Source organism: Arthrobacter sp. CAN_A214 (assembly GCF_015751955.1).
Lineage (GTDB): Bacteria > Actinomycetota > Actinomycetes > Actinomycetales > Micrococcaceae > Arthrobacter_D.
This window is the reverse complement of sequence record NZ_JADOUU010000004.1, coordinates 55,923-76,957: the sequence shown is the minus strand read 5'-3', so window position 1 is coordinate 76,957 and position 21,035 is coordinate 55,923. Positions and strand designations below refer to the sequence as shown.

20 protein-coding genes are annotated in these 21,035 nt (G+C 65.5%); 13 read left to right on the top strand and 7 right to left on the bottom strand.

Annotation, left to right across the window (positions count from 1 at the left end):
• Position 1 precedes the first annotated feature (1 nt).
• Positions 2-841, top strand: a complete 840-nt coding sequence (gene xdhC / locus IWX65_RS05460) for a xanthine dehydrogenase accessory protein XdhC (RefSeq protein ID WP_196881439.1) — start codon at positions 2-4, stop codon at positions 839-841.
• A 351-nt stretch (positions 842-1,192) separates the two neighbouring features.
• On the opposite strand, the gene IWX65_RS05455 is transcribed toward xdhC, so the two are convergent.
• Together IWX65_RS05455 and IWX65_RS05450 are read right to left on the bottom strand one after the other, a co-directional pair.
• On the bottom strand, positions 1,193-2,704 hold the full coding sequence (locus tag IWX65_RS05455; RefSeq protein ID WP_196881438.1) for an NCS2 family permease: 1,512 nt from the start codon (positions 2,702-2,704) through the stop codon (positions 1,193-1,195).
• Between the two features lie 12 nt (positions 2,705-2,716).
• Positions 2,717-3,211, bottom strand: coding sequence for a nucleoside deaminase (locus IWX65_RS05450; protein ID WP_196881437.1), 495 nt, complete (start codon positions 3,209-3,211; stop codon positions 2,717-2,719).
• Between the two features lie 334 nt (positions 3,212-3,545).
• Between IWX65_RS05450 and IWX65_RS05445 the strand changes: the two genes are divergently transcribed.
• The 3 genes from IWX65_RS05445 (at position 3,546) to IWX65_RS05435 (ending at position 7,176) form a co-directional block, all read left to right on the top strand.
• On the top strand, positions 3,546-4,988 hold the full coding sequence (locus IWX65_RS05445; RefSeq protein ID WP_196881436.1) for an NAD-dependent malic enzyme: 1,443 nt from the start codon (positions 3,546-3,548) through the stop codon (positions 4,986-4,988).
• 93 nt (positions 4,989-5,081) lie between these two features.
• The gene (locus IWX65_RS05440) at positions 5,082-6,368 is read left to right on the top strand and encodes a DUF6986 family protein (RefSeq protein WP_196881435.1); all 1,287 of its coding nucleotides are present in this window, start codon (positions 5,082-5,084) and stop codon (positions 6,366-6,368) included.
• On the top strand, positions 6,361-7,176 hold the full coding sequence (locus tag IWX65_RS05435; RefSeq protein ID WP_196881434.1) for a bifunctional allantoicase/(S)-ureidoglycine aminohydrolase: 816 nt from the start codon (positions 6,361-6,363) through the stop codon (positions 7,174-7,176). Before IWX65_RS05440 ends, IWX65_RS05435 begins: the two co-directional genes overlap by 8 nt.
• A gap of 79 nt (positions 7,177-7,255) precedes the next feature.
• On the opposite strand, the gene IWX65_RS05430 is transcribed toward IWX65_RS05435, so the two are convergent.
• Positions 7,256-7,888: an NUDIX hydrolase gene (locus IWX65_RS05430; protein ID WP_196881433.1), complete on the bottom strand. Its 633-nt coding sequence runs from the start codon at positions 7,886-7,888 to the stop codon at positions 7,256-7,258.
• A gap of 201 nt (positions 7,889-8,089) precedes the next feature.
• Here IWX65_RS05430 and IWX65_RS05425 point away from each other — a divergent pair, with 201 nt between their 5' ends.
• From IWX65_RS05425 to IWX65_RS05400, 6 genes are all read left to right on the top strand, one after another.
• Complete coding sequence (locus tag IWX65_RS05425; RefSeq protein ID WP_196881432.1) at positions 8,090-8,872, top strand: hydroxypyruvate isomerase family protein; 783 nt, start codon at positions 8,090-8,092, stop codon at positions 8,870-8,872.
• Between the two features lie 54 nt (positions 8,873-8,926).
• Positions 8,927-9,811: a 2-hydroxy-3-oxopropionate reductase gene (locus tag IWX65_RS05420; protein ID WP_196881431.1), complete on the top strand. Its 885-nt coding sequence runs from the start codon at positions 8,927-8,929 to the stop codon at positions 9,809-9,811.
• A gap of 31 nt (positions 9,812-9,842) precedes the next feature.
• Complete coding sequence (gene gcl / locus IWX65_RS05415; protein WP_196881430.1) at positions 9,843-11,621, top strand: glyoxylate carboligase; 1,779 nt, start codon at positions 9,843-9,845, stop codon at positions 11,619-11,621.
• Between the two features lie 9 nt (positions 11,622-11,630).
• A complete protein-coding gene (locus IWX65_RS05410) occupies positions 11,631-12,776 on the top strand; it encodes a glycerate kinase (protein WP_196881429.1) in 1,146 nt (381 codons plus the stop codon).
• A 15-nt stretch (positions 12,777-12,791) separates the two neighbouring features.
• Complete coding sequence (gene allB / locus IWX65_RS05405; RefSeq protein WP_196881428.1) at positions 12,792-14,162, top strand: allantoinase AllB; 1,371 nt, start codon at positions 12,792-12,794, stop codon at positions 14,160-14,162.
• 87 nt (positions 14,163-14,249) lie between these two features.
• Positions 14,250-15,011 carry an IclR family transcriptional regulator gene (locus IWX65_RS05400; protein ID WP_196821480.1) on the top strand — a complete coding sequence of 254 codons (762 nt, stop codon included), beginning with the start codon at positions 14,250-14,252 and terminating at the stop codon, positions 15,009-15,011.
• 72 nt (positions 15,012-15,083) lie between these two features.
• Here the strand turns inward: IWX65_RS05400 and IWX65_RS05395 are convergent, their stop codons facing one another.
• From IWX65_RS05395 to IWX65_RS05380, 4 genes are read right to left on the bottom strand one after another with little or no spacing between them, the layout of a single operon-like run.
• Positions 15,084-15,374 (bottom strand): GNAT family N-acetyltransferase, encoded by a 291-nt coding sequence (locus IWX65_RS05395; RefSeq protein WP_196881427.1) that lies wholly within the window; start codon positions 15,372-15,374, stop codon positions 15,084-15,086.
• Between the two features lie 28 nt (positions 15,375-15,402).
• The gene (locus IWX65_RS05390; protein ID WP_196881426.1) at positions 15,403-17,007 is read right to left on the bottom strand and encodes a GMC family oxidoreductase; all 1,605 of its coding nucleotides are present in this window, start codon (positions 17,005-17,007) and stop codon (positions 15,403-15,405) included.
• Entirely contained in the window at positions 17,004-17,612 is a 609-nt protein-coding gene (locus IWX65_RS05385; RefSeq protein WP_196881425.1) for a hypothetical protein, read from the bottom strand. Before IWX65_RS05385 ends, IWX65_RS05390 begins: the two co-directional genes overlap by 4 nt.
• Before the next feature lie 35 nt (positions 17,613-17,647).
• Positions 17,648-18,694: an NAD(P)-dependent alcohol dehydrogenase gene (locus IWX65_RS05380; protein ID WP_196881424.1), complete on the bottom strand. Its 1,047-nt coding sequence runs from the start codon at positions 18,692-18,694 to the stop codon at positions 17,648-17,650.
• A 166-nt stretch (positions 18,695-18,860) separates the two neighbouring features.
• Between IWX65_RS05380 and IWX65_RS05375 the strand changes: the two genes are divergently transcribed.
• The 3 genes from IWX65_RS05375 to IWX65_RS05365 all read left to right on the top strand — a co-directional run bounded on the left by IWX65_RS05375 (position 18,861) and on the right by IWX65_RS05365 (position 21,034).
• Positions 18,861-19,412, top strand: coding sequence for a dihydrofolate reductase family protein (locus IWX65_RS05375; RefSeq protein WP_196881423.1), 552 nt, complete (start codon positions 18,861-18,863; stop codon positions 19,410-19,412).
• Positions 19,413-19,442: 30 nt separating this feature from the next.
• Complete coding sequence (locus IWX65_RS05370; RefSeq protein WP_196881422.1) at positions 19,443-19,748, top strand: MmcQ/YjbR family DNA-binding protein; 306 nt, start codon at positions 19,443-19,445, stop codon at positions 19,746-19,748.
• A gap of 68 nt (positions 19,749-19,816) precedes the next feature.
• On the top strand, positions 19,817-21,034 hold the full coding sequence (locus tag IWX65_RS05365; RefSeq protein WP_196881421.1) for an NAD(P)/FAD-dependent oxidoreductase: 1,218 nt from the start codon (positions 19,817-19,819) through the stop codon (positions 21,032-21,034).
• Position 21,035: the final 1 nt, after the last annotated feature.

Genomic DNA, 21,035 nt, shown 5'->3' with positions numbered 1-21,035 from the left:
CATGGATTGGCTGGAGGCACTGCAACTTCTGCGCTCGAGCGGACGGCCCGGGGTGCTCGCCACGGTCACCGGGGTGCGCGGCCATGCTCCCAGGGAGGCCGGCGCGAAGATGCTGGTCGGTGCCGATGACGCCTGGGACAGCATCGGTGGCGGCAATCTGGAGGCCACGGTGGTGGACCGGGCCCGTGCAATGCTCGACGCCCGCAGCACTCTGCCCGAAAGCCTTACGTTCCCGCTCAACGAGCATGCGGTGACCCGGCACGGGAAGCAATGCTGCGGCGGTGTTGTCGACGTCCTTCTCGAACCGTTCCTGCCCCGGCCCACCGTTGCGGTGTTCGGCGTGGGGCACGTCGGCCACGAGCTGGCCCGGATCCTTTCCCGGCTGCCCATCCGGCTGTACCTGGTGGACAGCCGCGCCGATCAGGTGGGTACTGAACAGCTTTCCGACGTCGTCGGCGGGTTCGCCGACGTCCACCCCGTCCACAGCCCTGTTCCGGACTCGGTGCTGGGTGGACTGCCGGCCGGCTCGCACGTGCTGATTCTGACACACGACCATGCCGAGGATTTCCTCCTGTGCGATGCCGCGCTGCGCCGGGACGATCTGGGCTCGGTCGGCCTGATCGGCTCCAGCGCGAAATGGTCCCGATTCCGTTCCCGGCTGCTGGCCGAGGGGCACCCGGAGGCCGCCGTCGAGCGCATCAGTTGCCCCATCGGGCTTCCGGATATCACCGGCAAGGCTCCTGCCGTGATCGCCATCAGTGTCGCGGCCCGGCTGCTCCAGCTCCTGGCGTCAGGGACCGGGGCTGACCGGATTCCGGTTGATTCCGCCCCGACTGCCTGAACGCCTCGGCGTCACGGGCCGTTTCGGGCAGTGTCGGGCCGCGGTCCGAAAAGGGCGCTCGGGAAGAATCTGCCATGGTCCGTCGTGATCGTCACTTCTATGGCGGTTCGCTTTCCCGCGACTTCGGCGGGGAAGCTGTCGAGTCGTGCCCGTTCCACAGCAGCATCGCTGTACCGGCAGGCAGGAACGCCAAAGCCGGAAGCCATTGAGCGAACGCAAGAAGGCCCAACGCGACCAGCAGGACAACAAGCGCGGCGATTCGGATCAATTTCTGCAGAACGTTCATTCCTGTAGCAGCGAGGCTACGCTCCGACGGGCGGCTGCTCGAGCCGCCCGTCGGAAGGAGTGCGGTCAGCCTCCCAGCCAGGCTGTCACGGGACCGCGTGCGAAGTACACCAGGAAGCCAGCGGCAACAACCCACATGAGCGGGTGGATCTTGCCGGCCCTGCCGGACCCTGCCCGGATCAGCACCCAGGTGATGAACCCGACGCCGATGCCGTTGGCGATGGAGTAGGTCAGCGGCATGGTGACGATAGTGAGGAATGACGGCAGCGCGATGGAGAAGTTCTGGAAGTTGATCTCGCGGATCTGCGCGACCATCATGGCTCCCACCACCACCAGTGCGGAAGCGGCGACCTCCAGTGGAACCACTGCCGTCAGGGGAGTGAAGAACATCGCAGCGAGGAACAGGAACCCCGTGACCACCGAGGCCAGGCCGGTCCTGGCGCCTTCACCGATGCCGGCGGCCGAGTCGATGAAGACGGTGTTCGATGAGCTCGACGTGCCTCCGCCGGCCACCGCCCCGACGCCCTCGATAATGAGGGCCGACTTGAGGCGGGGGAAGTTCCCCTGCTTGTTCGCGAGTCCGGCGCTCTTCGAGAGACCGGTCATGGTTCCCATGGCGTCGAAGAAGTTGGTGAAGACCAGGGTGAAGACCAGCATGGTGGCAGCGAGGACGCCGATGCGGTCGAAGGCGCCGAAGCTGAACTGCCCGATAAGGCTGAAGTCCGGGATCGAGACGATACTGCTCGGGATGACAGGGGCGTTCAGGTGCCAGCCGCCCGGGTTGTCCGGTCCGGTGAATCCCAGGTCGAGGAAGGCCTCGACGACGACCGCGACGATGGTGGTGGTCACGATCCCGATGAGCAGACCGCCCTTGACCCCGCGGGCCATCAGGATGCCCATGGTGATCACGCCGATGAGGAAGATCAGGGTCGGCAGCGTGGTGACGGAGCCGTTGTCTCCCAGTTGCACCGGGGGGCCGCCCGCTGTCCTGCTCACGAAACCCGAATCGACGAACCCGATGAAGGCGATGAACAGGCCGATGCCGACGGTGATGGCGGCCTTGAGCTGCCGAGGGACCGCGTTGAAGATCGCCGTCCGCGCACCGGTGACGGCGAGGAACACGATCAGCAGGCCGTTGATGACCACCAGGCCCATCGCCTCCGACCAGGTCACGTCACCGATCACCGAAACCGCCAGGAAGGAGTTGATGCCGAGCCCGGCGGCTATCCCGAACGGGAGGTTGGCGAAGATGCCGAAGATGATGGTCATCACGCCGGCCGTCAGGCCCGTGACGGCACCCACCTGGGCGGCTGCCAGCCACCCGCCCTCGACGTCGGTGGCTGCTGTCTCTGCGCTGAACCCTCCCAGAATGAGCGGATTGAGAATCACGATGTACGCCATCGTGAAGAAGGTGACGAGGCCGCCGCGGATCTCGCGTCCCGTCGTCGAGCCGCGCTCCGTGATCTGGAAGTAGTTGTCAAGGGATGAGAAACGGCTGGCCGCCGGCCGCGAACGAGTCGGCTCCGGCTCCGGCTCCGGGCCTTCGTGGGGATCGTTGTCGCGGGTGATGAGTGTCATGACACTTCCTTCCTAGTAATCCACGCGGGCGGCGAGGGCGCTCCACGCCTCGAAGGGTGCATTCTCACCGATGCCCGCGGACGGGGAGAGTCGGTGCTGGCGGACGGGCATCGAGCGTTCCTCGATCGGGGTGGAGAAGTATTCGTAGAACACTGCGTCGTCGAATCCGGCGCGGGCGGCGTCGTGCCGGTCGGCGGCATAGACGACGTGCTTCACCCGGGCCCACAGCGCACTCGACAAGCACATGGGACACGGCTCGCAACTCGTGTAGAGGACAGCTCCCGAGAGGTCGAAGGATCCGATGGAGCGGCACGCTTCCCGAATGGCCATGACTTCGGCGTGGGCAGTGGGGTCGTTGTTGGCGGTGACACGGTTGACGCCCTCGAACACCCGGCCGTCAGGGGTTACGATGACCGCGCCGAAGGGACCGCCTGAGTTGTGGACGTTGGCCGAGGCGAGAGACAGGGCCTGGGCGAGATACTGCTCTTCTTCTGAAGTGGTGCTCATCTGGAACTCCCTAACGAGGGCAACATCCATCTCGCACCACCGACGACGAAGGGGTCAGGCGACTGCGACCAGACTGCTGCGGATTCATTTGCAGGTCCGCCTGGTTGATAGCTACCCGGGAAGGGGTGCCCGCCGTTGGCTTCGACTCGAACTGTAGCACTTGAGTGTGACTCACACCACTGCTATTTCGAAACTTTTATATCGTTTCGTGGAATATCTGGACTGCTGGTGGCTGGTGATCCGCGCCGCTACTCGACTTGTAATTCCGCACAGCAGATAATAATGTCCATAATACGAAAACTAAGTACCCATCCCTGATCTTCGAGGAGAGTCAATGGCGAATCCCAGCCCCGGATACTCAATCACGCTAAGGGTGGAGGCGCCGTCGGCCTTCACGACAACGGCGGAGCTGGCAGCAGCCGTCGGTGCAGCCGGCGCATCCATCACCGCTCTCGACGTCACCGAGTCCCACCACGGTTTCATCGTGGTGGATGTCACGTGCAACACCACTGATGCCGCACATGGTGAACAGGTGCGGGACGCACTCGACAAGCTGGACGGCGTGAGGGTCCACCACCTCAGCGACCGCACCTTTCTGATGCACCTCGGGGGCAAGCTGGAGGTCGTCCCGAAAGTTGCACTTCGAAACCGCGACGATCTCTCACGTGCCTACACTCCCGGCGTCGCCCGGGTCTGCCTCGCCATCGCCGAGAATCCGGCGGAAGCGCGGAACCTGACGATCAAGCGCAACACCATCGCAGTCGTCTCCGACGGCTCGGCAGTGCTGGGCCTCGGCAACATCGGACCCGCTGCGGCGCTGCCCGTGATGGAGGGAAAGGCTGCGCTGTTCAAGCAGTTCGCCAACGTCGATGCCTGGCCCGTGTGCCTTGATACCCAGGACACCGAGGAAATCATCAGCATCGTCAAGGCACTCGCTCCGGTATACGGCGGAGTCAACCTCGAGGACATCGCGGCCCCGCGCTGCTTCGAGATCGAGAAGCGACTCCGCGCCGAACTGGACATTCCCGTGTTCCACGATGATCAGCATGGCACGGCGATCGTCACCCTCGCGGCCCTCACGAACGCGCTGCGGGTGGTCGGAAAGAACCTGGGCGAGGTGCGCATCGTGGTTTCCGGTGTGGGAGCCGCAGGATCCGCCATCATCCAACTGCTGCTGGCGGAGGGTGCCCGCCATATCGTGGCCTGTGATCGCAAAGGCGCCATCAGCAGCGTCCGGGACCATGTCGATCCCCACCGCCAGTGGATCGCGGGCAACACGAACCAGGAGGTGTTCGAGGGATCACTCCATGAAGCACTCGTCGACGCCGACGTCTTCATCGGCGTCAGTGCTCCGAACGTCCTTGCCGAAGAGCATGTCGCGTCGATGGCAGAGAAGGCTATTGTCTTCGCTATGGCCAACCCCGATCCTGAAATCGATCCGATCCTCGCTGCACGGCACGCCGCCGTCGTCGCCACGGGTCGAAGCGACTTCCCGAACCAGATCAACAACGTGCTGGCCTTCCCCGGCTTCTTCCGCGGGCTGCTCGACGCCGGGGTCTCGGACATCACTCCGGAGATGCTCGTTGCCGCAGCCCGGGCGATCGCCGCGAGGGTCGGCGACGATGAGCTGAATCCCAGCTTCATCGTTCCCAGCGTGTTCGATCCCCACGTCGCCGCCGACGTCGCAGCAGCAGTTCGTGCCGCAGCTGCCACCCCGGCAGCGGCATCCGGGTCCGAAACAGAACAGGCACACTCCTTCGCCTCCGCAAACTTCTAGGAAAGGCATCAACATGTTCATCGATGCAACGCGTCCGTCGCCGATCGAGGATGCGGAGACCACCCTCGCCCCTCCGGCATGCGAGGCTGGCTGATGGCAGCCGAACCCGTTCTCGGAGCCGGGAACTATGCGGTCATCGATCAGACGCTGCGGGAAACCGACGCTCTGCTGCGGCAGGGCTATCCGGGTGACGACGGCACCCGCCAACCGGTCCACACCGTCTACATACCGGCAGACCGGTTCACGCCGGCACTTGCGGGGGACTGGGGGCGGCAGGCCCTGACCGCTGCGGATCAGCAGGGAGGCGTGAATGCTCTCTGCACCAGTGTCGGTGTTCCCCCGGAGCTGGTCGAACAAATCGGGAACAAGGTCACGGCGAAGCTGCAGCGGGAACCCATCGAGGACCTCCGGCTCGATTTCGAGGACGGTTACGGGGAGCGCGGTGACGCCGAGGAGGATCGCCATGCAAGGAGCGCTGCAGGGCTGGTCCGCCGGTCGATCAGTGAGGGGGCCGCTCCGCCGTTCATCGGAATCCGCTTCAAAAGTTTCGAGGAGCCCACGCGTGCCAGGGGTCTTCGCACCCTTGACCTGTTCCTTGCCGGACTGCTGGAGGCGGGAAGCCTCCCGAAGGGCCTTGTACTGACGCTTCCCAAGGTCAGTACGGTGGCCCAGGTCGAAGCGATGGTGTATGCCTGCGAGTCCCTGGAACAGTCCCACGGGCTTGAGCCCGGCCGGCTCCGCTTCGAAGTGCAGATGGAAACCCCGCAGCTGATTCTCGCGGCCGACGGCACGGTTCCGGTGGCCACCCTGCTGCATCGGGGCAAGGGCCGGGTATCTGCGCTCCACTACGGCACCTACGACTACAGTGCGTCGCTCGAGATAGCTGCCGCCTACCAGGCCATGGATCATCCCGCCGCCGACTACGCCAAGCAGGTGATGCAGGTAGCCGTCGCGGGAACCGGCGTTCGGCTGTCGGACGGTTCGACGAACATCCTGCCGCTCGGAACTGACGAGAACATCGCTGCCGCCTGGAAGCTCCATTCCTCGCTGGTACGCCGATCCCTCGAGCGCGGCTTCTACCAGGGGTGGGACCTCCACGCAGCGCAACTGCCGTCGCGGTTCATCGCCACCTACCTTTTCTACCTGCAGGGCTTCAGCCAGGCCGCGCTTCGGCTGCGCAACTACGCGCATGGCCTCGAAAGCACCGTCCTGGATGAGCCGGCCACCGCCCGCGCCCTTGCACGGTTCATCCACCGCGGCCTTTCCTGCGGGGCGTTGAACGAAAACGAAGTCGAGCACCGGAGCGGCATCACCATCGGTCACCTCACGGCGCTCGCACACCCGAAAAGAACCTCCACCCCGAAGGACTCCGATGTCTGATCCCAGCTACTACACGCCCCAAACCGCCCTGCCGCCCCAGACGGCGCTGCTCACCGACCGGGCAATCGTCACCGAGGCCTACACGGTGATCCCCCGGGGTGTACTGCGCGACATCGTGACCAGTGTGCTGCCCGAATGGACAGACACCCGTGCCTGGGTGCTCAACCGCCCTGTCGCAGGGGGAGCAACCACGTTTGCCCAGTACCTGATGGAGGTGGCGCCCGGGGGCGGCTCCGAGGCTCCGGAGCCCCAGCCGGAGGTCGGCTCATTCATCTTCCTCCTCGAGGGTGAGCTTTCGGTTGCCATCGAAGGCGAGAACCATTCCCTGACACCCGGCGGCTTCGCCTACCTGCCCGCAGGATCGAGCTGGCAGGCGAAAAACAGCAGCACGGACCTGACCAAGTTCCAGTGGATCCGGAAACGCTACGAGCCCCTGGCCGGGCATACGCCCAGAGCGGTCGTCGGCAATGAGCAGGACGTCGAGCCCGGAGCCATGCCGGACACGGACAACAAGTGGCGCACCACCCGCATGCTTCCGGTCGAGGATCTCGCGTACGACATGCACATCAATATCGTCACCTTCGAGCCGGGTGCCTCAATCCCCTTCGCCGAAACACACGTCATGGAACACGGACTGTATGTCCTTGAGGGTAAGGCGGTCTACCGGTTGAACGGGGACTGGGTGGAGGTCGAGGAAGGCGACTACATGTCCCTTCGGGCATTCTGCCCCCAGGCCTGTTATGCCGGCGGGCCGTCGAACTTCCGCTACCTCCTCTACAAGGACGTCAACCGCCAGATCGTCCTCTAGGTCCTTTCCGCACGGGCGAATCCACCCCGGGCGGCGAGGACCGGCAGGCTGCCCGTCAGCAGCTTTGCCGGGCGTGGATTCAGGGGCGGCCCACCGGAAGGATTCGGCGCTTCCCCGTCAGATCCCCTGTGCTCCCGGCGAGTTCCTGCAGCAGAGAGGCGGTCGGCCTCATCAACTTCAGCCGACCCTCCACCGCGCCGCGCAGGATGTCCCGCACCGGTGCCCAGTGGGATGAATCGGCCTCAGTGGTCCTGTGCTGCGGGTCCAGTGACGCTGCCGGCAGGGCCAGGAAGAAGAAGGTGTCAAAGCGCCTACCGTACCCTGTCGGCGTGATCCAGTTGGCCCACGGGTTCAGCTCCCGGGCGGGTATCAGGACACCGGTCTCCTCTTCCACCTCCCGCACCGCGGCGGCCAGCAGCACCGCGGACGCGGCCAGCAGGTTCGTTCGGTCCCCGCCCCCGATGCTGGTTCCGGCCCAGCACCCTGCGTGTCTTTCGAGGAGATCCGGAGGAATGGGCCGGCTGCGGGACGCGACGCGGTCAACCTCGTCCACGCGGCCGCCCGGAAAGACCACCATGCCGGCGGCGAAGTCCATGGTGAGTGTGCGGTTCTGGACAAAGATCTCGAGATCGGGCACCTTCCCGCGCAGCATCAGGACACTGACGGCCAACTGCGGCACCACCGAGGGGACGGCGCTGTGTCCTGGGGTCATGATCGTGCCTCCTGGAAGAACTTTACCGATCGTCCCGCACCTGCCCGCTTCCCGGCGGTTTGAGCTGTCCGAGGGGTAGTGCGAACCGCTCGCCGGTTTCGTTGACATGCCAGCTACCGGTCCCCTACTATTCCATTCTAAGGAACTTGATTTCCACAAAGCGATAATATTAGTAACGCAGCCCTCACCGAAGGAACTGACATGTCATACACCGTGAACTGCTCCATCCTCCTCACGGAGCTGCCACTGCTGGAGCGGCCCGCCGCCGCCAGGGCAGCGGGGTTCGAGAACGTCGAGTTCTGGTGGCCGTTCGCCGAATCGGTTCCGTCGGACGCCGAAATCACCGCTTTCGAGTCAGCGATCACCAGCGCCGGCGTGCAGCTGACCGGATTGAACTTCAACGCGGGAAACATGCCGAACGGGGATCGGGGCCTCGTGTCCTGGCCCGAGCGGTCGCAGGAATTCCGGGACAACCTCGACGTCGTCGCCGGCATCGGGGCCCGGCTCGGCTGCAAGGGGTTCAACGCGCTGTACGGCAACCGCACCCAGGGGTCGACCCCGGAGGAACAGGACGCGCTCGCAGTGGAGAACCTGGTGCTCGCATCGAAGGCGGTTGCAGGGATCGGCGGCGTCGTACTGCTCGAACCCGTCAGCGGCGCCGAGCTCTACCCGATCAAGACCGCCCAGCAGGCAATGGATGTCATCGGCAAGGTGCGTGCCGAGGGCGCCGCGAACATCGGACTGCTGGCGGATTTCTACCACCTCTCGGTCAACGGGGACGATGTTCCAGCCGTCATCAGCAGCTTCGGCGCCGACTTCGGGCATATCCAGATCGCCGACGCGCCGGGGCGCGGAGCTCCCGGCTCCGGGGAGCTGCCCCTGGGGGAGTGGATCGACAGCAGCCGGTCCCGCGGCTATGGGGGATTCATCGGACTCGAGTACAAGACCCCGGCCGACGGCGCCTTCTCCTGGCTGATTCGCTGAAACCCTGATCCGCTGGATCGTCCCCGAACATCGACACGCAAAGGACTAGAGACAATGAGCAGAATCGCAGTAATCGGACTCGGAATCATGGGCCTGCCCATGGCAGTGAACCTGGTCAAGGCAGGGCACGACGTCGTCGGCTTCAACCGCAGCCAGGACAAGATCGACAAGCTCGTCGCTGCGGGCGGCACCGGTGCCGCGGATGTCGCAGAGGCAGTGAAGGACGCCGAGATCATCCTCACCATGGTCCCTGACTCCCCGGACGTCGAAGCCGTGGTGCTGGGGGGCGAAGGAGTGTTCGCGAACGCCAAGGGCGGAGCGTACTGGGTGGACGCCAGCACCATCCGGCCCGACGTCAGCGTACGGCTCGCAGCGGCCGCAGCCGAAGCCGGCGTGAATCCCCTCGACGCTCCCGTCTCAGGAGGCGAGCAGGGTGCGATCGAGGGAAACCTCTCCATCATGGTCGGAGGTGAAGCGGAGCATTTCGAGGCTGTCCGGCCCGCCCTGGAGGCAGTTGGCGGAACCATCGTCCACGTCGGCCCGGCGGGGTCAGGGCAGACCGTCAAGGCAGCGAACCAGCTCATCGTCGCCGGGACCATCCAGCTGGTGGCCGAGGCATTGGTGTTCCTCGAAGCCCACAGTGTCGACACCGAAGCAGCCATCAAGGTCCTTGCCGGCGGACTCGCAGGCAACCGCATCCTGGACCGCAAGGCAGCCTCAATGGCCGCACGCACCTTCGAACCCGGGTTCCGGGTCGACCTGCACCACAAGGACATGGGGATCGTCACCGCCGCCGCTCGGGAGGCAGGCGTAGCCATCCCACTCGGAGCGCTCACAGCCCAGCTTCTGGGATCACTCCGCGCCCAGGGCCACGGCTCACTCGACCACTCAGCGCTGCTGATCCTGGTCGAGCAACTGTCCGGCCGGGCATCCCGGTAATACACTCCAACACTTTTCGATAGGAAATCCCATGGCAAAGATGCGCGCAGCAGACGCCGCAGTACTCATCCTGGAGAAGGAAGGAGCCACGCAGGCCTTCGGCCTTCCAGGGGCAGCGATCAACCCCTTCTATTCGGCAATGCGCGCCCACGGAGGGATCCATCACGTCCTTGCACGCCATGTCGAAGGTGCCTCGCACATGGCGGAGGGCTACACCCGGGCCAAGGCAGGCAACATCGGGATCTGCATCGGCACGTCCGGGCCTGCCGGCACCGACATGATCACCGGCCTGTACTCGGCCTGGGCGGATTCCATTCCCATCCTCTGCATCACCGGCCAGGCACCTGTCGCCAAGCTGCACAAGGAGGACTTCCAGGCAGTGGACATCGCATCGATCGCGAAGCCGGTCACGAAAATGGCCATCACGGTCCTGGAGGCAGCGCAGGTACCCGGCGCTTTCCAGAAAGCTTTCTACGAGATGCGCTCAGGCCGTCCGGGACCGGTGCTGATCGACCTTCCGATCGATGTCCAGCAGACCCTGATCGAATTCGATCCCGAGACGTACGAGCCGCTGAAGCCCGCCAAGCCGGCCGCCACGCCGCGGCAGCTCGAGAAAGCCCTCGACATGCTTGTCCGGGCCGAGCGGCCCCTGATAGTCGCCGGAGGCGGGATCATCAATGCCGACGCCGCCGAGGACCTCGTCGAGCTGGCGGAACTGCTCAACATCCCGGTCATCCCGACCCTCATGGGGTGGGGAGTCATTCCCGACGACCACGAACTCATGGCCGGCATGGTCGGGTTGCAGACCTCGCACCGCTACGGGAATGCGACGATGCTGGAATCCGATGTCGTGATCGGGATCGGAAACCGCTGGGCCAACCGCCACACCGGGGCACTGGATGTGTACACCAAGGGCCGTACCTTCATCCACATCGACATCGAGCCGACCCAGATCGGGCGGGTGTTCGCGCCCGACTTCGGGATCGTCTCCGATGCGGGCGAGGCACTCCGTGGCCTCGTGGAACTGGCGCGCGAGCGCCGCGCCGTCCAGGGACTCCCGGACTGGAACGCCTGGGTCAAGGACTGCGCCCAGCGCAAGTCACTGCTCCAGCGCAGGACCCACTTCGACAACGTGCCCATCAAACCACAGCGGGTCTACGAGGAGATGAACCGGGCCTTCGGCCGGGACACCAAGTACGTCTCCACCATCGGGCTGTCCCAGATCGCCGGAGCCCAGTTCCTCCACGTGTATCAGCCGCGCAACTGGATCAACTGCGGTCAGGCCGGGCCGCTGGGTTGGACCGGACCGGCCGCGCTGGGCGTGGCCCAGGCCTCCCCCGGGACTGCCGTCGTCGCCCTGTCGGGTGACTACGACTTCCAGTTCATGATGGAGGAGCTTGCCGTCGGGGCCCAGTTCAAGCTGCCGTACATCCACGTGGTGGTGAACAACTCCTACCTCGGCCTCATCCGCCAGGCCCAGCGCGGATTCGAGATGGATTACCACGTCTCCCTCGCCTTCGAGAACATCAACGCCCCCGAACTCGAGGGCTACGGCGTGGACCATATCAAGGTGGCGGAAGGGCTGGGCTGCAAAGCGATCCGGGTGCGGGAGCCCGATGACCTGCAGGCCGCTTTCGCCAGGGCCGGCGAACTGATGGCGGAGTTTCGCGTTCCGGTGGTGGTGGAGGTCATCCTCGAGCGCGTCACCAATATCTCGATGGGAGCCGCCGGCATCGATGCGATCAACGAGTTCGAGGACCTGGCGGAGGCTTCTGATGACGCACCGACCGCCATCTCGCTGCTGGTCTAGGGTGAATCCATGCGGATCGTCATAGCACCGGACAAGTTCAAGGGATCACTCTCGGCTCCTGAGGTGGCCAGCCACCTTCGAATCGGCCTGCTGAGGGTGGTTCCCGATTCCGACATCCTTGAGGTGCCGGTGGCCGACGGCGGTGAGGGCACCGTGGATGCCGCCGTCGCCGCAGGCTACGAGCGGCGCTACTTTCCGGTCACCGGACCGACCGGTGAGCCGGTGTCGGCGGCGGTCGCGGTGCGGGGGCACCAGGCGGTCGTCGAGATGGCCGCTGCCTCCGGGCTGGCGGTCCTGCCTGGCGGGACGCTCGACGCGCGGGGTGCTTCGAGTGTGGGCACGGGCCAGCTGATCACGGCTGTCCTTGACCTTGGTTGCACCGAGGTGGTCCTCGGAGTCGGGGGAAGCGCAAGCACCGATGGCGGAGCCGGGCTCCTTGTCGGCCTCGGTGCGAGGCTGCTCGACGAGGAAGGTGCGGTCCTGGCCCCGGGCGGTGCCGCACTGGCAGGGCTCACGCGGATCGACCTGTCGGGGCTGGACCAACGGCTTTCGACCGCGAAGTTCATTCTCGCCAGCGACGTGGACAACGGACTCCTCGGCAACGGCGGAGCAGCAGCTGTTTTCGGCCCGCAGAAGGGCGCGTCCGCCGACGACGTGCTCGAACTCGATGCCGCGCTCGGACGCTTCGTGCAGGTCCTGGGCAACGAGATCGGGCAGGCCGCGATCGATGCCGCCTTCCGCCCGGGCGCAGGAGCCGCCGGCGGAGCCGGCTATGCAGCCATGGTTCTGCTGGATGCCGAACGCCGGCCCGGCGTCGACGTCGTCCTCGAGTTCACCGGCTTCGCCGGTCACCTGGAAGGCGCGGACCTGGTGGTGACCGGCGAGGGGAGCCTGGACGAGCAGACCCTGTTGGGGAAAACCCCGGTTGGAGTTGCCCGGGCCGCCGTCGCTGCGTCGATCCCGGTTCTTGCCGTCTGCGGCAGGAGCCTCCTGACGGCGGATGAGCTCACTGCTGCAGGCTTCGATCGAACGTATGCACTCACCGACCTCGAACGGGATGTCGCACAGTGCATGGCCAATGCCGGACCGCTCGTCGAACGGGTGGGAGAACTGGTAGGCGCCTACCTTCTGACACTCAAACGGGTCGGCACCTAGAAACGAAGGAACTTCATGACGAAAGAGCAGTCCACCGCCGACCCGGGCAGCACGGTCTTCGACCTCGTGATTCGGGGCCGGAGGATCCTGACCACCGCCGGACTCCGGGAGCGCGAGGTCGGGGTCGTGAACGGAACAGTGACGGCGATCGTGCCGTTCGGCAGCGGTCTGGCAGGGCGCGTGACCGTTGACCTGCAGGACGACGAAACACTGCTCCCCGGCCTCGTCGACAGCCATGTGCACGTCAACGAACCCGGACGCACCGAGTGGGAGGGTTTCGCCTCCGCGACCCGCGCCGCGGCGGCCGGCGGTGTGACCACCATCATCGACATGCCGCTGAACAGCATCCCGCCGACGGTCGACGTCGAGGCACTCCGACAGAAGCGGGCGGCCGCCGAGGACCAGGCTTTCGTCGATGTGGGCTTCTGGGGAGGAGCGATTCCGGGAAATACCTCCGAGTTGCGCGGACTGCACGATGCGGGTGTCTTCGGCTTCAAATGCTTCCTGCTGCACTCAGGGGTGGATGAATTCCCGCATCTCGAGGCAGACGAGATGGAAGCCGACATGGCGGAGTTGAAGACGTTCGATTCGCTGATGATCGTCCATGCCGAGGATTCCCGCTCCATCGATCGGGCGCCGTCGGCGGAGGGTGACCAGTACGACAAGTTCCTTGCCTCGCGCCCCCGGGGAGCCGAGAACATGGCTATCGCCGAGGTGATCGAGCGGGCACGCTGGACGGGAGCGCGGGCGCATGTTCTCCACCTCTCCTCCTCGGATGCACTGCCGATGATCGCCAGCGCCAAGCGCGACGGAGTGAAGCTGACGGTGGAAACCTGCCCGCACTACCTGACCCTGCTGGCCGAGGAGATCCCCAACGGCGCCACCGCCTTCAAATGCTGCCCGCCGATCCGTGAAGCCTCCAACAGGGAGCTGCTGTGGAAAGGTCTTGAGGACGGCATCATCGACTGCATCGTCTCCGACCACTCGCCGAGTACCCTCGACCTGAAAGATCTTGAGAACGGTGACTTCGGAGTCGCCTGGGGCGGTGTCTCCTCCCTCCAGCTGGGCCTTTCGCTGATCTGGACCGAAGCGCGCCTGCGTGGCATTGCGCTTGAGCAGGTGGTGGAGTGGATGTCCCAGCGACCTGCCGCGCTTGCACGGCTGACGAGGAAGGGCCGGCTCGCGCTGGGGTACGACGCCGATTTCGCCGTCTTCGCAGCCGACGAGAGCTTTATCGTCGACGTGGACAAGCTGCATCACAAGAACGCCATCAGCCCGTATGACAAGAAGCCGTTGGTGGGCGTCGTCAGGCGGACCTACCTCCGGGGAGTCGAAGTGGACGGTGAGACGCCTACCGGGCAGTTGTTGCGCCGCGGCTCCGCCTGAGCACCGAATATCCGGTAGGTTGGTAGTAAATTCCACAAGGCGGATATTCGGTCTTGTTTCAAGTGCTCGATAGGTCAGGGGACAGCAATGGTCGAGAAGACAGTCAAAGGCGGCGTGCAGTCCGTCGAGCGCGTTTTCGAGCTGTTGGAGCTGATCACCGATGCCGGAGGCGAACTGACCCTCAGCGAGCTCTCCTCCTCCACCGACCTGCCGCTTCCGACGATCCACCGATTGCTGCGCACACTGGTGGGCAAGGGTTATGCGCGTCAGCTTCCCAACCGCCGGTATGCACTGGGGCCGCGTCTGATCCGGTTGGGCGCCGGTGCCAGCAGCCAGCTCGGCTCGCTGGCGAGCCGCCAGCTCAAGCACCTGGTGGACACCCTGGGGGAGACAGCGAACATGGCGGTGCTGGACGCCGACATGGTGGTCTATGTCGCGCAGGTGCCGTCAGCGCATTCGATGCGCATGTTCACCGAAGTCGGCCGGCGCGCCCACGCCCATGACACCGGCGTGGGGAAGGCGATGCTGTCGCAACTCAGTGATGCGGCAGTGCGAAGAATCGTGGCGAAGGCGGGAATGCCACCGCACACGGAGAAGAGCATCCGGACCGTCGAGGAGCTGCTCGAGGATCTGAACGTCATCCGGGAGCGCGGGTACTCGATCGATGAGCAGGAGCAGGAAATCGGCGTCCGGTGTTTCGCCATTGCTGTACCCGATGCGCCCACGCCGACGGCCATCTCGGTATCGGGACCGGTGTCGCGTGTTGATGAAGCTTTTGCAGCGCGTGCGGTTCCGGTGCTGCGCGAGGCAGCCCTGACCATTTCGAAGGACTTCGAGCTCCCCGACTGACCAGCATCCCGGGGAGACCGCCGGAACGGCGACGCCGGGCGGCTCACGTCGTCGTCCGAATGGTGCCGGGGGCTATTGCGTCAGGTCCTGGTACTCGGGGTGCTCCCGAATGAAGGCCGCGACGAAGGCGCACTCCGGGGTCACGGCGAGGTCCTTGGTGCGGACGTCGTCCAGGGCTGCACGGACGAGGGCGCTCCCGACGCCCTGGCCCTCGATGTCCTGATGCACCTCGGTGTGGGTGAACACGACGCGGCCCGGAACATGGTGGTACGCCGCGAACCCGACAGGTTCACCTGCGCGGCGCACCACATACCGGTCGTCCTCCGGGCTGTCGGAGATCGTCAGGTCCGTCTCGCTGCTCATCTGTTTCTCCCTTGAGGTTGCTTCTGGATCAGATGACCGATGCAGCCATCTGCTGCGCGATGTACTCCGCCTGCCGAATGGCCAGCGCCACAATGGTGAGCGTCGGATTCGCCGCTCCACCGGTGGTGAACTGGGACCCGTCCGACACGAACAGGTTCCTCACGTCGTGGCTCTGGCCGAACCCGTTGACCACACCGTCCTCGGGCCGTTCGCTCATGCGTGCGGTTCCCAGATTGTGCGTCGAAGGGTACGGGGGTGTGTGGTGCGAGGACAGTGCACCCACCGCCTCGTACAGTAGTGACGCCTGCTGGTAGGCGTGGTTCCGCATCGCGGTGTCATTGGCGTGGTCGTCGAAGTGCACGTTCGGCACAGGCAGGCCGAGGCGGTCCGTGACGCTCGTGTTCAACGTGACGCGATTGGTCTCCTGCGGCATGTCCTCACCGACGATCCACAGACCCGCCGTGTTCTCGTAATCGTCGAGCAGCGATGCGAAGCCGGGGCCCCATGCTCCAGGATCGACGAAGCTCGCGAGGAACGCCGGTCCCAGCGCAACGGTTTCGAGGTAGTACCCGCCGGAGAACCCGCGGTCGACGTCGTGCCGGGATTCGTCGGCCACCATCCCGGCCATCGTCTCCCCACGGTACATGTGCACCGGCTTGTCGAACTTGGCGTAGACGGAGCCGGTGGTGTGGCGCATGTAGTTGCGTCCCAGCTGTCCCGAGGAGTTCGCGAGGCCGTCCGGGAACAGGGGGGAGCCCGAGAGCAGCAGCACCCTCGCCGTTTCGATCGAGTTCCCTGCGACGGCGACGACGCGTGCCTTCTGCCGCTGCAGGTTCCCGTCGCCGTCCACGTACAGGACGCCGTCCACGAGGCCCCCGGGCGTGTGGGTGATCTGGACTGCCTGGCTGTTCGGCCGCAGGTCCAGCTTGCCCGTGCCCAACGCCTTCGGTATCTCGGAGACGAGGGTCGACCACTTGGACTTGTTCTTGTCCCCCTGGAAATTGAAACCGTCCTGGATGGATCCGGGTCGGCCGTCGTAGGGTTCGGCATTGGTGCCGTAGGGACCCGTTGCGTAGTGGCGGTAGCCGATGCGGTCCGCTCCCGCGGCGAGGACCTTGTAGTTGTTGTTCGCGGGCATGGCAGGCCTACCGTGGCGGTGGGTGGTGCCGATCTTCTTCTCGGCCTTGTCGTAGTACGGCTCGAGATCCTGCAGGGTGATCGGCCAGTCGAGGAGGTTTGCGCCGTCGATGCGGCCATACGTGGTACGGGTCGTGAACTCGTGGGCCTTGAACCGCGGTGTCGCACCTGCCCAGTGCGTCGTGGTGCCACCGACGGCTTTCACGAGCCAGGCGGGCAGGTTCGGGAAGTCACGCGCCACGCGCCAGCTGCCCGACGTCGTCCGCGGATCCAGCCAGGCCATCTGGTTGAAAGCCTCCCACTCGTTGTTGACGTACTCCTCGTTCCGGATGTGGCCGCCGGCCTCGAGGACCACCACCTTCACGCCCCGAGTGGTCAGCTCGTGGGCAAGTGTTCCGCCGCCGGCGCCCGAGCCGATGATGACGACGACGTCGGCGTCGTCCTGGTCGAAGTGGGCCGACGCCGGTTCGGCCGCCCCATCCAGCTCTGCGGTCATGGTGTGATTGCCTTCCCGGTGTCCGAGCCTCGGAAGAGGTCGGGGAACTGTTCCTCACGTTCGACGCCACCGGTTTCACCGGCAGCTTCTGCGCGCAGTGGGGCGTGCTGGGCGATGTCGTAACCCAGCGGGCCGATTTCCGTCAACGTCCCGTCGCTCTCCTCGATGCGGGGGTCGGGCAGCCAGTCGAGATCGTCGAAGCCCCGGTGCAGGTAGCCGCCCTGGTCGAACGATTCGCCCTCGTAGCCGAAGTACTTCCATACCTCAGGGTCGTCATAGAAGTTCAGTACCGTGGTGCGGCGGATGAAGCCGAAGAACTCGAGGTCGCTGATGCGTTTCAGCACTGCCAGGGCGCGTTCGTCCGAAAGATCGAGGAACTTCTCCTCGGTGAGGGTGTTCAGGGTGAGCAGGCCCTGCGTCAACGCCACGCGGAACCATGTGGATTCCTGCGCCTCAGCAACGATCTTGTCGGCCATGCGCTCGTACGGGTCGTCAGGAATGCTCGGGTGTGGGAAGGCGACACGGATGATCCGCGCGAGCGTGCGCCGTGCCTCTTCCGTCAGCTGCAGCTCGTTGAGGGCCGAATATTTCGCGGGAAACGCCATTGTTCTTACCCCTTGGGTTGTTCGATCGGTTGCCGTTATCGATTGAGGTTCGGGACCAGGATGCCGCGGCCCACGAGTCGGCCTGCGTCGAGGTCGTGCATCGCCTGGACCGCGTCCTCGAGGTCGTAGGTCCGGGTGGAGAGGGTGACTCTCCCCTGTGCGGTGAGGGTCATGAGTTCGGTGAGCTCGGTGTAGGTACCCACGAGGTTGCCGACCACGTTGATCTCCCGCGAGATGATCTCGATCGTGTCGATGTTCACCGAGCCGCCGTAGCCTATCGAGTAGTAGCTGCCGCGGTTCCTCAGGGCTGCGATGCCGAGCGGCTCGGTGCCGTGCTCTCCCACGAAATCGAAGACCACCTGCGCTCCGCCTCCGGTGATATCGAGCAGTTCTCCTGCCGCAGTGGACCCAGCCGGGTCGGCGGAGTTGACGGTGTGGTCCGCTCCGAGGGTGCGGGCGAGTTCGAGGGCGTCCGCTGAACGGTCGACGACGGTCACCTCCGCCGCGGTGAGCGCCTTGAGCGACTGCACGCCGATGTGTCCAAGACCGCCGCTGCCGATCACGACGGCGTGGCTCCCCGGCGGCAGCAGGGGCACGGCTTTGCGGACCGCGTGGTAGGCGGTGAGACCGGCGTCGGCCAGCGCTGCCACCTCCGCGGGCTGCAGTCGCGGATCGAGCTTCACCACCGAGCGGGCGTTGGTGCGCAGATACTCCGCCATGCCGCCGTCGACGTTCAGGCCGGGGAAGCTGGCGTCCGCGCAGTGCGAATCCTGCCCTTCGCGGCATGCGGGGCAGAGCCCGCACGTCACGAGGGGGTGCAGAATCACGGTGTCGCCCACAGAGACGTTGGAAACGGCGGACCCGATCTCGGAAACCCAGCCGGCGTTCTCGTGGCCGAGGATGTAGGGAAGGACCGGGTGCTGAATGGAGTCCCACTGGCCCTCGACGACGTGCAGGTCGGTACGGCAGAGACCTGCGGCGCCGATCTTCACCACAACGTCCCAGGGCCCGGCGACCTGCGGTTCCGGGACGTCGTCGATCGACGGATCTTCGCGGTACCGGTGAACACGGACAGCCTTCATGATCCTCCTGCGCGTCGAAGGGGTGCTAACTAGAGTCTGTCTGGGGTTACGGCAGAAGGGAAGGGGTTGTTCGTTCGTGCGACCCCTCAGGAAGCCGTCGCGGCCCTTGACGGGATGCCGCGAAGTCAGTTGACTCAGCGGTACGCCAATCCTCGAGGAGATTCCCATGCGCAAAGTCACCGCCGGCCTTTTTTCTTCCGTCGACGGCGTGGTGGAGTCGCCGCACCTCTGGCAGTTCGACAGCTTCGATGACGAGCTCGGCGCCGGCATGGACGCGATGCTCGACCGCACCGACACCGTCCTGCTCGGCCGGGTCAGTTACGAGGAGTGGTCGGACTACTGGCCGAAGGCCCAGTCCGACGACGAATTCGGCACCTTCATCAATCCGGTCGAGAAGTTCGTGGCCTCCCGTTCCCGAACGGACAGCCTTGAGTGGGAGAACTCGCGCCGGATCGAGGGGGACCTGGTGGATTTCGTCACCGAATTGAAGGCCACTGACGGGAAGGACATCAGTGTGTGCGGGAGCATCTCCGTGGTGCGGCAACTGCTGTTCGCCGGCCTGCTGGATTCGCTCACGCTGATGATGCACCCGGTGATTGCCGGGTCGGGTAGGCGCCTCTTCGAAACCGGCGATCCGCTGACGCGGTTGACGCTGCAGGACAGCACCATCACCAGCAAGGGCAACGCGATCCTCGTCTACGGGGCGCACGGGCGGTGAGGCGGCACTCCTACGGCAGGCCCTTCCCCCATGGCGACTGAGGACGACGTCCGGAAGATCTGCCTCGCACTGTCCGGCGTGAGCGAACGCCTCAGCTGGAATCAGCCCGCGTGGTTCGCGGGAACGCTGGTGGCACGGATTTGGGAGGACGGCGTCGTCACCGTGAAGACCGGTGAACGGGACGCCCTGCTCGGAAGCGATCCCGGAACGTACTACATCACGCCCCACCATGAGCGGTCGCCGAACCTCGTACTGGTTCGCCTCGCCCGGATCCAGCCCGACGAGTTGGCCGAGCTGATCGGGGAGTCCTGCCGCATCGCGCAGGGACGCGCGTAGGCCCTGTACCGCCTGACCCGCCTGGAAGCAGGCTGATGGGTGAGCCGGTCGAGCGGTAGGGTCGAGCCATGACGACTTCCCCTCCTGCCGGCACCCATTACGACGTCGTCCTGATCGGCGGCGGCAATGCCGGCATTTCGCTGGCAGCGCGGCTGCGGCGCTACGGCGTTCGGGACGTCGCCGTCGTCGAGCCGCGCGATCATCACCGATACCAGCCGCTCTTCTCACATATCGCCGGCGGTACCGCCCCGGCGGACATGGCCACCCGGCCGCAGGCGGAGGTGATGCCGAAGGGAGTCCGGTGGATCCGCGACGCCGCTACGGGAATCGACACCGACGCCAACACTGTGCTGCTTGCCTCGGGCGCCCGGGCCACCTACGGGCACCTCGTGGTGTGTCCGGGAATCCAGAAGGACTGGGACGCGGTGCCGGGACTCGTCGACGCGATGGCCTCGCCGTCCGGGGCGTCGAACTACGAGTTCGAGCTCGCACCGAAGGCCTGGGACCTGCTGCGGAAGCTGAGGAAGGGCACCGTGGTGTTCACCCAGCCCGCCGGCCCGGCGACCTGCGCGGGTGCGTCCCAGAAACCGATGTACCTGGCCTGCGACTACTGGCGCGAACAGGGCGTCCTCGGGGACATCCGGGTGGTGCTGGTGGTCCCGACGCCCACCATCTTCGGCATGCCGCTCGTCGACGCGGAACTGAACCGCAAGATTGCCGAGTACGGTATTGAACTGCGCTGCAGCAGCGAGCTTGCCGGGGTCGACGCCGGTGCCCGCACCGCCGTCGTCCGCAGCAGACTCACCGGGGAAACGGAGAGTATCTCCTACGACGTGCTGCACGCAGTTCCGCCGCAATCGGCGCCGGACTGGCTGAAGGCGACGACCCTCCCGGATCGGGGCGACGCCGGCGGGTTCGTCGAGGTGGATCCGGAAACGCTCCGGCACGCGCGCTATGGGAACGTGTGGTCCCTGGGCGATGCCGCGGGCACCAAGAACTCGAAGTCCGGCGCTGCGCTGCGCATGCAGACCGCCGTGCTGGCGCGGAACCTGGTGTCCGTGCGGAAGGGTAGGAAGCCGGGAAAGAAGTACAACTCCTACTCGGCGTGCCCCTTCACGGTGTCCCGCCGAACAGTGGTGTTCTCGGAGTTCGACGACCTCTACCGTCCCAAGCCGACGATCCCCCTATGGAAGGGGCTGGCGAAGGAGCGGCGGCTCACCTGGTTCGCGGACCGCGTCCTCCTGCCCCGGGTCTACTGGTACCTGATCCTGAAGGGGAGGGCCTGAG

Excerpts from the sequence above, each read along its gene's own strand:
- IWX65_RS05390 (WP_196881426.1), bottom strand. The coding sequence starts at position 17,007 with ATGACCGCAGAGCTGGATGGGGCGGCCGAACCGGCGTCGGCCCACTTC.
- IWX65_RS05385 (WP_196881425.1), bottom strand. The coding sequence starts at position 17,612 with ATGGCGTTTCCCGCGAAATATTCGGCCCTCAACGAGCTGCAGCTGACG.
- IWX65_RS05425 (WP_196881432.1), top strand. The coding sequence starts at position 8,090 with ATGTCATACACCGTGAACTGCTCCATCCTCCTCACGGAGCTGCCACTG.
- IWX65_RS05365 (WP_196881421.1), top strand. The coding sequence starts at position 19,817 with ATGACGACTTCCCCTCCTGCCGGCACCCATTACGACGTCGTCCTGATC.
- IWX65_RS05420 (WP_196881431.1), top strand. The coding sequence starts at position 8,927 with ATGAGCAGAATCGCAGTAATCGGACTCGGAATCATGGGCCTGCCCATG.
- IWX65_RS05440 (WP_196881435.1), top strand. The coding sequence starts at position 5,082 with ATGGCAGCCGAACCCGTTCTCGGAGCCGGGAACTATGCGGTCATCGAT.
- IWX65_RS05380 (WP_196881424.1), bottom strand. The coding sequence starts at position 18,694 with ATGAAGGCTGTCCGTGTTCACCGGTACCGCGAAGATCCGTCGATCGAC.
- gcl (WP_196881430.1), top strand. The coding sequence starts at position 9,843 with ATGGCAAAGATGCGCGCAGCAGACGCCGCAGTACTCATCCTGGAGAAG.
- allB (WP_196881428.1), top strand. The coding sequence starts at position 12,792 with ATGACGAAAGAGCAGTCCACCGCCGACCCGGGCAGCACGGTCTTCGAC.
- IWX65_RS05450 (WP_196881437.1), bottom strand. The coding sequence starts at position 3,211 with ATGAGCACCACTTCAGAAGAAGAGCAGTATCTCGCCCAGGCCCTGTCT.
- IWX65_RS05370 (WP_196881422.1), top strand. The coding sequence starts at position 19,443 with ATGGCGACTGAGGACGACGTCCGGAAGATCTGCCTCGCACTGTCCGGC.
- IWX65_RS05455 (WP_196881438.1), bottom strand. The coding sequence starts at position 2,704 with ATGACACTCATCACCCGCGACAACGATCCCCACGAAGGCCCGGAGCCG.
- IWX65_RS05410 (WP_196881429.1), top strand. The coding sequence starts at position 11,631 with ATGCGGATCGTCATAGCACCGGACAAGTTCAAGGGATCACTCTCGGCT.
- xdhC (WP_196881439.1), top strand. The coding sequence starts at position 2 with ATGGATTGGCTGGAGGCACTGCAACTTCTGCGCTCGAGCGGACGGCCC.
- IWX65_RS05400 (WP_196821480.1), top strand. The coding sequence starts at position 14,250 with ATGGTCGAGAAGACAGTCAAAGGCGGCGTGCAGTCCGTCGAGCGCGTT.
- IWX65_RS05445 (WP_196881436.1), top strand. The coding sequence starts at position 3,546 with ATGGCGAATCCCAGCCCCGGATACTCAATCACGCTAAGGGTGGAGGCG.
- IWX65_RS05435 (WP_196881434.1), top strand. The coding sequence starts at position 6,361 with ATGTCTGATCCCAGCTACTACACGCCCCAAACCGCCCTGCCGCCCCAG.
- IWX65_RS05395 (WP_196881427.1), bottom strand. The coding sequence starts at position 15,374 with ATGAGCAGCGAGACGGACCTGACGATCTCCGACAGCCCGGAGGACGAC.
- IWX65_RS05375 (WP_196881423.1), top strand. The coding sequence starts at position 18,861 with ATGCGCAAAGTCACCGCCGGCCTTTTTTCTTCCGTCGACGGCGTGGTG.
- IWX65_RS05430 (WP_196881433.1), bottom strand. The coding sequence starts at position 7,888 with ATGACCCCAGGACACAGCGCCGTCCCCTCGGTGGTGCCGCAGTTGGCC.